The organism is Pseudarthrobacter sp. NamE2 (genome assembly GCF_005796205.1).
Lineage (GTDB): Bacteria > Actinomycetota > Actinomycetes > Actinomycetales > Micrococcaceae > Arthrobacter.
The window spans coordinates 226133-235942 of the sequence record NZ_VAHN01000006.1; the positions used below are offsets into that span (position 1 = coordinate 226133).

General features: G+C 60.2%; 8 protein-coding genes. 2 read left to right on the plus strand and 6 right to left on the minus strand.

The annotated features are described in order from the left end of the window. Positions 1-278: 278 nt before the first annotated feature. From FDW83_RS09700 to FDW83_RS09720, 5 genes are all read right to left on the minus strand, one after another. A complete protein-coding gene (locus tag FDW83_RS09700) occupies positions 279-1547 on the minus strand; it encodes a LuxR C-terminal-related transcriptional regulator (protein ID WP_370281201.1) in 1269 nt (422 codons plus the stop codon). 79 nt (positions 1548-1626) lie between these two features. Further along, positions 1627-2304, minus strand: a complete 678-nt coding sequence (locus tag FDW83_RS09705; RefSeq protein ID WP_138137860.1) for a DUF5134 domain-containing protein — start codon at positions 2302-2304, stop codon at positions 1627-1629. 113 nt (positions 2305-2417) lie between these two features. Continuing rightward, positions 2418-3929 carry an ethanolamine permease gene (gene eat, locus FDW83_RS09710; RefSeq protein WP_138137862.1) on the minus strand — a complete coding sequence of 504 codons (1512 nt, stop codon included), beginning with the start codon at positions 3927-3929 and terminating at the stop codon, positions 2418-2420. A gap of 331 nt (positions 3930-4260) precedes the next feature. Then, positions 4261-6204, minus strand: coding sequence for a primary-amine oxidase (locus FDW83_RS09715; RefSeq protein ID WP_138137864.1), 1944 nt, complete (start codon positions 6202-6204; stop codon positions 4261-4263). Between the two features lie 56 nt (positions 6205-6260). Beyond that, on the minus strand, positions 6261-6494 hold the full coding sequence (locus FDW83_RS09720; RefSeq protein WP_138137866.1) for a hypothetical protein: 234 nt from the start codon (positions 6492-6494) through the stop codon (positions 6261-6263). Positions 6495-6819: 325 nt separating this feature from the next. Here FDW83_RS09720 and FDW83_RS09725 point away from each other — a divergent pair, with 325 nt between their 5' ends. Both FDW83_RS09725 and FDW83_RS09730 read left to right on the plus strand, forming a co-directional pair. Continuing rightward, complete coding sequence (locus FDW83_RS09725) at positions 6820-8292, plus strand: APC family permease (RefSeq protein ID WP_240720939.1); 1473 nt, start codon at positions 6820-6822, stop codon at positions 8290-8292. After that, the gene (locus FDW83_RS09730) at positions 8289-9032 is read left to right on the plus strand and encodes an IclR family transcriptional regulator (RefSeq protein WP_138137868.1); all 744 of its coding nucleotides are present in this window, start codon (positions 8289-8291) and stop codon (positions 9030-9032) included. The genes FDW83_RS09725 and FDW83_RS09730 overlap by 4 nt, the downstream gene beginning before the upstream one ends. 114 nt (positions 9033-9146) lie before the next feature. Here the strand turns inward: FDW83_RS09730 and FDW83_RS09735 are convergent. After that, positions 9147-9810 (minus strand): molybdopterin dinucleotide binding domain-containing protein (locus FDW83_RS09735; RefSeq protein ID WP_305014663.1); only part of this gene is annotated, 664 nt, incomplete at its 5' end.

The following is a 9810-nucleotide window of genomic DNA, read 5'->3' on the forward strand; positions in this document are numbered from 1 at the left end:
GACTGACCGAAAATTTGTACTGATACCCATAATTCCGAAGCATGGCGGGTAGGGGTAATCATGTTTTCTGACTGTTCTAACTACTCTTAAGAGTTGCTTTCTAGGTTTGCGTGAATATGCAATTTATTGTTGGAACTATTGGTGACGCGACCTTGGCTGGTAAGTGCAAGGGCGCGACTACATCCGGGATAAAAGCAAGGGGACGAGAGAGCTACGTCGTTGACCTTTGGTGCTCATCGTGTCTTTACGAAGGCTAGGCAGAGTGTCCAGGTGCATTGTCACTGGAGTCCGTGACTATGCGCGAGAGCAATGGCTTCGGTACGTGAGCCGACCTGCAGCTTCCGGAACAGGTTCCGCACGTGGAATTTCACTGTGTTCTCGCTGATGCTCATCGCTGAGGCGATGGTGCGGTTGCGGTGGCCGCGAACAAGGTGCTGAAGTACTTCGAGTTCACGGGCAGCGAGGTCCCAGCCGGCCACGTCCCCAACCGGCCGTGCCGGCAAGTCCAGAGGGAGTGAAACGAAGACGTCTGCACCCCAGCCTGCCATCACGTCCATTCTGAGGTTTCCTTTAAGCGCCTGCACCCGACGGTCCAAACGACCGATACTTGGTGCATCGGCGGCAAGCGCACCTCGGCCGTCATCGCGCACGTTGATCAGCAGATTTTCGCCGTCGCAGTCCCATTGGGTCCGGATCCTGCTGACGTCGGGTTGTTCCGACATGGCCAGTACAAGTCCGCGGACAATAGCCCGTGCCGCGTGCGCAACTTCGCCCGGTAATGCCCTTCCGTTTAGTGGTGGTTCGATGAAGTCGATCTCAATGCCGCTAAAACGTGTAAGGGGGCGCAGGTCTTCCCGCAGGCGTTCAAAGGCCTTAGCGACGGGCTCTTCCACCAGTTCTGCTGTGCGGTGGCTGATGGTACGGAGAGCGACCAGGGCTTTAGCAGTGAGGTCAGTGGCGGCTGAACGCGCTGTTGCATCGTTCAGGGAGGGGGAGCGCAGCGCCGCCACAATGGTCTCCAGAGTCGTGGAATGCAGATCGGTCAGTTCCGCGGTTACTCGGACCCGTTCAGCCGAGGCCGCCCGTGATTCCAACAGGTATGACGGCGGCGCATCAGCCACTTTTTCCTGGATTCGTCGGGCAGCTATGTGCCATAGATAGGTAACCACGTCGAGATCTGCGTTGTGACCTCGGCTGGACAGTTCAGGATCAGTGAGAACGAGGAGAGCGTGGCTGGCAGCGTGTTTGAACGTGAGCACTGATCGCATCCGTCCAGCAAGTTCAACCTCCCCGAACCAGGGTGCCTCATCTGAAAGGGCCGCGCGAAGCGGGTCAAGGTCGGCGATGGACACAAGAGAAGTGATTGCCTCCTCGCCCGCCGTTTTTTGGGGGCGCCCGGTGCAGTCTTCCGTGAAGATGACAAGGGCGCTGCTTTGCACATAAGGGAGCGTGGCCTCACGTAGACGCTCCGCGATCCGGGTCAGCGGGGCATCGGCCAGTGCTGCGACAGTCTCTAATAGCGGCCATGGCAGTTGGGACTGGGACATTGCGGATTTGTGCAGTGGCCGGTCAATGGCTGGTGCGCTCATGCGGATAGTCTCTCTTCGGTATTCATGCGGTAGGGAACTAGTTCGGCAGGCCGGCGGCGGTGAACATCAGCGACATCGCCAGTGCGGCCCCGGCCTCGTACGTTCGCTCGAGGACGCTGTGCCGGTGTAGGGAGACCCTGCTGATGCTGGCTTTTTTCGTGTGTCGCAGCGTTGCCTGGACTCGGTTCAGCGGCACGAGCCAGGCCAGAACTGCGGCGGCAAAAAGAACGGCCAGGACCTGGGCTGTGGGCTGGATCCACAGCGTCACCGTCTCTAGGGCGGCGGAAGGACTAACTGCCACCGAGTGTCCTGTATGGGCTGCGTGCCCGTCTTGCTGAACAGGCACCGTCGTAGGTTGCTGGGCAACCACCGGGTGAGGAGCGGCGAGCATAAACACCATCGCTGCCAGCATCGCAGCATGGTACAGGCAGTGGATTTTCTCCGATCGGTCGCGGCAAGCAAGAGAGAATTCCTGTCGCGATACAGCCTGGAGGAGGAACCAAAAGGAGGCGGCACCGAACAAGAGCAGCTGCGGTAACAGTGGCAGTTGAACGGTGTGCCAAACCATTCCCAGCATCCCTAAACTCATCAGCGCGTGAATAAGGTAATTCGTTCGGGATACCCAAGGACTGCTCTTGAACGCCCGGATAAGGCAGAAAGTTGTGCCCGCCATCAGGATCAGGCTGACTGGGACGCTGAAAAAAGGTGCCAGCATGGAGGTCTCCTTGCAGGTGGGACGCACCGACGAAGTCGGGCGGGTGTTGTAAGACGAAACGCTGAGCGGACTGGCGGGGCCGGCACAGTTTCGGCAGCGGCCCCGCCCACCGGTCAGACTTTGGAGCCGAGATCGTCCTCGGCATCCTGTATGTGGCTGATTTCGGCCTCGAGTTCGTTCTCGGCCTCCTCCAGTGCGGCGAATTCTTCTTCCGGTGCCTGCGCAACCAGCCGGTGACGGCTGTAGAAGGCGAAGTAGGCCACCATGACCGCATAAGCTGCTGCGGCGTAGAGAATTACGGACGGTTCAACAACGAATCCTGCGGTCAGGGCTGCCACGGCGAGGACGAGGGCGGTGGCGGAAGTGAAAATTCCCCCAGGCGTACGGTAGGGGCGCTCCAGTTTTGGTTCCCGGACCCTGAGGATAATGTGCGAGAGCATCATCAGGATGTAGGAGAGTGTGGCTCCGAAAACGGAAACGAGGATCAACAAGTCCCCGGACCCGACCAGGGTGAGCAGGAAGCCAATGACTCCGGGGATGATCAGTGCCAGGAAAGGGACTTTGCGCTTGCTCGTCAGTGAGAGGACCCGGGGGAGGTAGCCCGCCCGGGACAGTGCGAAGGTCTGCCGCGAGTAGGCATAAATCATGCAGAAGAAGCTGGAAACAAGCCCGACGAGTCCTATGATGTTGACGAACCAGCTCAGGGCAGGGGCCGCGGTCCCGAGGGCGTCAATAAGCGGATTGCCCGATTCCTGAAGGGCCGCCGAACCGATGGCGCCAGGTCCCAGCACCAAAATCGCTGCAGACAGTGCGGTCAGGATAAGGACAGCACCAACGAGGCCCCTGGGAACGTCACGCACAGGGTTTCGCGCTTCCTCGGCGGCAAGCGGGACGCCTTCCACGGCAAGGTAGAACCACATCGCGTAGGGAAGAGCTGCCCAGACGCCTACGATGCCGTAGGGCAGGAAGGCACTGGAGCCCAAGGCATTTGTTGGTTCGATGTCGAGGAGGAGGCTGGCGTCGAACAGCGGGAAGATCCCTACGTACCAGGCGGCAAGGCCTAGAACGGCGACCACTGCGATGCCGAACACGAGTTTGAGTACTTGCTTGACCCCGTAGAGGTGGAGCGTGATGAAGGCGGCATAGAAGACCAGATACACGAGCGGGCCGCTGATGCCGAGCAGCGTGTCGAGGTATGCTCCGATGAATGTGACGACTGCTGCGGGAGCGAGGACAAATTCCAGCAAAACCGCCGTGCCGGTCAGGAATCCTCCCCAGGGACCCATAGCACGGCGGGCAAAGCCGTAACCGCCGCCGGCTGTTGGGATGATGGAGGACATTTCTGCCAGTGAAAGGCACATGGCGGTATACATGGTGCCCATCAGGACCAGGGCAATCAGGAGGCCGCCCCAACCGGCCTCGCCCAGCCCGAAGTTCCACCCTGCGTACTGGCCGGCAATGACGTATCCGACGCCGAGGCCGACCAACAGCACGGGACCTGCGCTGCCCCGGCGAAGCTGCCGGTTTTTCATGTAGTCGTCGCTGACCTTCTGGTACTCGACCCCGCCTTTAGCGTGTTTGGTCGCTTGATGTTGTTGGGGTGGCAGCTGTTGTTCTTTTGACATTGTTGTCTCCTGGTCATCGGCCCCAGCACGGCTGGCGGCCAGATCACGTCGTCGTGATACAAAGTCGTCGTGACTTGGCAGGTCAAAAAGTTGATGCTTGGGCCTTGGGGGGGTAGGGCGAAGGTTCCCGACGGGATGGACTTCGCCGGCTTGCCGCGTAAAAGCGCCCGCATTGTCAGAGAGATCGATGCGGGCTGCACTGGGTGAGGTGCCCGGATGGTGCTTGAGGAGAGTGCTTTGTGGAAGGTCCCGGGAATGCCCGGCCGCGATGGCTCTCGGGCTTTCCCGGGACCTGTCTGTGGAAAGGGTTGTCAGTCAGCTATTGGGCTGTTCAGTGAGTTGACTGTCCTTCTTCGGAACTGCAGTGGTTAGCGGCGGCTGATACACGGGGCAGGTCCAGGGTGGGGTTCTGGTCGAAGAAGCCGTGCGGTTCGAGCATGAACCCGATGTTCTGCCGGGGCATGATTGGCCAGTCCTCGAGGCGGACGACGTGGTGCATGCCGAAGGTGTACCAGACGACGAGGTCCTGATCGACGATGTTCCGGTCCTTTTGGGTCCAGATGTGCAGGCCGTCGTCGGAGCCGGTGGCCTGGTTCGGGAACTCGCCGGCCGCGAAACGCTCGGTGCGGTCGTAGGAGGTGACCCACAGGTTGTTCCTTGCGAACTGTGCGCGCTTGCTCACGAAGGACTCGTCGCCGGCGGCGAGCTGGATGCCATCGGTCGGGATGAGGCGGTAGGCGACAGGCTCGTCCACGATGTTCTTTTTCTCGTGGTTGACGATCTTCCAGAAGCGGTGCAGGGAGCTGTCTGTCTTGCGGATCGCCTTCTGCTCGGTCTCCAGCAGTCGGTCCACGGCCTTGAAGGCGGTGTGGGTGGGGTTGTCCTCGGGGATTTCCATGTCCACTTCGTAGACTGCGTTGCGCGGGCCGTCGACTTCGAAGTCCATCCTGACGTTGAACATGTGCTGGTGGATCGGGGCGTAGAGCCCGTCGTTGTTCAGCGTCTGGCCGTACGGGCTCTTCTCGCCGGGCTTCTGTCCGGCGGTGGAAAGGATGCCCGTGGCCTTGACCAGGAACTCGATGCTGCCATCGAGGAACAGGTGCCAGTAGAAGGCGTACTCATAGTTGGCCACGGTCGCGATGAACGAGATGACGAGCTTGCGGTTGCGGCGGGTTTCGGCGGTGTCGAGCCGGAAGTCCCAGTGCTTCCACAGGATGCTGTCGTCTTCTTCGTGCATGCAGATGGCGTTTTCGATGGTCACCGGGTTGCCGAGGCTGTCGGTGGTGATGCCGTCGAAGTACTTGATCTCGCCTGTGCAGTCGCAGCCCAGGGTGAGGGAGTTGGCCATGTTGCCGATGTTGTACTCACCGGAGTCGAAGGCGTTCTTCTTGGCCTGGACCGGTGCGGTGTCACCGTAGGGGACGACCATTTCGGACAGGGAGGCCCGGTTGATCACGGGACGTTCGACGTCCTTGTCACGGTAGCGGAGCTGGTGGAGCACCAGGCCCTCGCGGGGGGTGAAGCCGACACGGAAGTTCCAGTTGGCCCACTTCACGTGGTTGCCGTTGACCTCGAAGGAAGGTCCTTCAGGCTGCGTGATGGAAATCGGCTTGAGGTCAGTGCGGGCCGGTCCAACGTACTTGGGCAGGTAGTTGCCGCTGGCGCTGGGAACAGGGATGGCCTGGTCGTCCTGAAGCTGGATGACCTCGCCGGTGTTGAGGTCGACGATGACGATGAAGTTCTCGATAGGGTGCGCGTACGGGCTGTCGTCCGGCTCCTCGCGAACGAAAACCAGGGCACGCATGAGGCGCCGTCCTTCGCTGTCTTCGCCGAAATAGCCAACAGACCAGGGCTCGAAGCAGACCAGTTCCATGTCGGTGATGCCGCGCTTGGCCAGGGCCGCGATCACTTCGAGGTTCTTCCGGCAGCTCTCTTCGCACTCGGCAAACTCGTCCAGCATGAACGGCGGCTGGACATTGGCAGCCAGCTGGTCCCATCCGGTGACGATGCCGGACTCAAGGTCGACAATCGCAACGTAGGAACGTCCTTCGGCACGGTTGACGAGAACAGCGTCGGCCTGGCGCACAATCTTTTCGCCGGCCCGCAGCAGCTCCTTGTCCGGCTCGCGCAGCTCAATGCTGATGAAACGGAATGACTCCGCTGCCGCTGGCCCTTCCTTAAGGATCGCAGCTACCCGGGAGATTTCAGCCCGGGAAAGCGGATCGAGAGGATGGGACACCCCTACGACGTTTTCAATTTCGCTGTCGATAGTCATGGTTTTCTCCTTGATTCTTATTCAGGCTCACAGCCTTGGCCGGACAGCCAAGAGCCCTATGTACCTGCATCGGGAAGGCGCCGGGCTTCCCCGCGCTGGGTGTACCGGAAGTCGTTGCACTGCCGGTGGGTTACCTGCGGCGCCGTGGCTGGTTCCAGGCTGCCGGCGATATTGCTGTTGGGACCCGTAACCGGGAGTCCCAGTGTGGTGCAGATCTGTTCGTCGTTGTCAGAACTGTCGGTCCTCATCAGAAGCGCTGCATCGAGCTCGGCTGATGTGATGCCAGTCACGAACGCTTTGTCCGTGTAGAAGAAATTACGTCACCGGAATCGTTTGGAACAGCAATTTCCACATATTTACGTGAGAAATACCGGAGGCCTTTTTCCCACTCTCGTTAACATGCCGGAAACATTCTGAAACATGGCTGTCCGGCAGGAATAGTGGGAAAATCCGGTCCGGATTTTCCCACTCGAGTTAACATGCTCGAAACATTCGAAGCGTCATCCAGGGCCATAACGGCGGGCGGAAATGCTAATGTTTTGCACCTCGGGCCCGATGACTTGCGTCCAACCTGCAAGGCGAGCGTGTGCCCGCCACAGGGAAAGTTGGTGTGAAGTGTCCACCCGCGGTGATCGCTTTATTAGTCCCCGTTCTCCAGTCGAGGGCTTGAGGCGCCGGAAGCTCTCCTTCCTGCCGGTTTTCGCGCAGGCGGTGGCGGCTGTGGCGCCGGCAGGTGCGATGTCCGTCATTCCGGCTCTGATTTTTCCTGGTTTGGCCCTTGGAACCTCCGGGCCAAACCTCTTGCTGACATTCGGCGCGGCCATGACCGTCATGGTCATGGTGTCCTTCTGCCTGAGACCGATGGCAAAGCGCATGGCCGCCGTCAGCGGCCTCTACAGCTACACGGCCAAGGGATTTGGGCAAAGAACAGCAATCAGTACCGGTTGGTCAGCGGTATTCGGGTACGCCTTGGTGGCTATGGCGAGCCTTCTTGTTGTTGGCACCTATCTGGCCGAGATGTTGATCAATCTTGGGGTTCACCTCGTTGACCCCAAGATTGTTTCGCTGCCGATCGTTCTGACCGCTGCGGTCGCTGCCTGTTTCCTTATGGTCAGAGGGATTCGGGTATCAGCCTGGTTCACAGTGTTGGTGGAATGCACCTCCATCGGGCTGCTGACTGTGCTCATGATTGTCTACTTCGCCTTCCACTCCCCGGAGGTGAACCTGGGACCTGTCTTCCAGTGGAACGGAAACCTCGATTTGTTATCGGTTGGAATCGTCATCGCCGTAAGCGCCTTTGTTGGCTTTGAGAGTCCGACCACGCTGGGAGGCGAAGCGCAAAAACCTTTCGTGAGCGTCCCGCGCGCCATCACCTGGACCGCCGTTCTGGCAGGCGTGCTCTACCTTCTTGCCGCGACGGCACAGGACCTTGCCCTGAGAAATGCGCCCGCGAGCGTCACGGCGAGCCCCACCCCGCTATCGGATCTCTTCTCCCAAGCTTCCCCTGCTTTTGCCGCAGTCCTCGATCTTGGAATCGCAGCATCGTGGTTCGCGTGCTCCATCGCATCGATGAACGCCCTTGTCAGGATCCTGTTCTGCATGGGCAGGGAAGGTGTTATGCCGCGATTACTCGGGCGGGCTCACCCACGCTTTGGCACCCCCTCCATGGCGATCATGGTCACCATGCCAATCGTTGCCTTCGTTCCCCTGGCTGTCATTCTCTCAGGCGCCAGCCCTGAGCAGGGACTAGCGAATCTCTTCATGCTGGGTGCATACGGGTACCTCGGGTCCTATCTCCTGGCCAGTGCTTCCCTTCCTTTCTTCCTCCGGCGGATCGGGGAGGGTACGTACGTTAATTGGGCTTTGGCTGCAGTGACTTGCCTGGCCCTCGGGGCGGTGCTGTGGACAGCTGCTGGAGTTTCGATCCGCACGAGCAATATGCAGGCATTCATCTACGGCGGGGTACTCCTTGCCAGCGCTGTCTACGCCTCGTTTCTTCACTACCGGCGCCCTCAGACTTTGGCTGGCGTCGGCATCTATGACGAGACACAGGAAGTAGACCTGTTCCAGGGCAGGCCTACCCAATGAGCTACCGGCCTTCACATGCCGGGCAGGGCCCGGCCTCCAATTCGCTTCGGATTCTGGAGATTGTGGCCCGGTTCGGCACCGGGACAACAGCTAAAGAAATCACCGACGCACTGCAGATGCCCCAAGCCACTGCGTACCGACTAATCAATGCCCTTGTTGCAGACGAATATCTTGTCCGGACATCTGACCTCCGCGGTTTCGCACTCGGACACGCTATCTCGGGTCTGATCAGTGCGGCGACGCCCCCTACCGTCCCCACCGCCGCACGAAATGCGATCACAGAATTCCGTAGCGGGAACCGATTTGCCGTGCACCTCATCATGTTCCGTAATGCATCCTTACGAATAGCTGATGAAGACCGCGATTATCCGCTCCAGTCATCGTTCGAGATGCTCCGCAATCCACACGCCTCCGCCGCGGGAAAGCTAATGCTTGCTGAACTCAATGATTCGGTTCCTGTTCTTCCCCGAAGCCGGCTAACGAAGCTGACACCAAACACAATCACTGACAGTGCTCAGCTGGACGAACAACTCGCGCAAATAAGATGCAAGGGTGAGGCGTCAGATATCAATGAACTGGAAGAGGGCGTGGCCAGCCTGGCGCTGCCAGTAAGACATGCGGATGGACGAGCCGGAGCGGCGCTTTGCCTGTCCGGCCCCTCTGAACGGTTCGACGCCATCTGCGAACATGCGGACGCGGCCCGTCATTTGGCATTACAACTTGAACCCCTGCTGTTCTGAACATCCCTGCCGCAGCATCAACGCAAGCATCTCTGCAGCTAACGCGCTTCAGCAAAACAGCCCGGCCTCCTGGAGGAGGTCGGGCTGCTTTCCTGTCCTGTCCAACGCTGTCCCTTAGACGCCGCTGGCCTCCAGCGACGAGACCTCTTCGGCTGCGGCTGCTTCGCCCGCGTGGGGTTCGAAGCGGACGAACATGGCTTTGAAGCCGGGGGTGTTGGATTCACGGGCGACGTTGTCTTTGTGGACCAGGACGTTGGCTTCGGGGAAGTAGGCGGCGGCGCAGCCTTTGGCGGTGGGGTAGGCCACGAGGCGGAACTTGTGGGCTTTGCGGTCGTGGCCGCCGAAGGTGCTGATGACGTCCACGAGGTCGCGGTCCTGGTATCCGAGTTCTTCGAGGTCTTCGGGGTGGATGAGGATGACGCGGCGGCCGCCGGAGATGCCGCGGTAGCGGTCGTCCAGGCCGTAGTAGGTGGTGTTGTACTGGTCGTGGCTGCGGATGGTCTGCAGGACCAGGTGCCCCGGCGGCGGGGTGAGGTATTCCAGCGGGCTGACGGTGAACCGGCCGCGGCCGATGTCCGTGGCGAAGGAGCGGGTGTCCCGGGGCGGGTTGGGCAGCACGAACCCGTTTTTGGTCCTGACCCGGGTGTTGAAGTCCTTGAAGCCGGGCAGGACCCGTTCGATGTGGTCCCGGATGACGTCGTAGTCCTCGGCCATGGCTTTCCAGTTGACGGGGTGGTCCGGGCCGAAGGTCGCCTCGGCCATCCGGGCCACGATCACG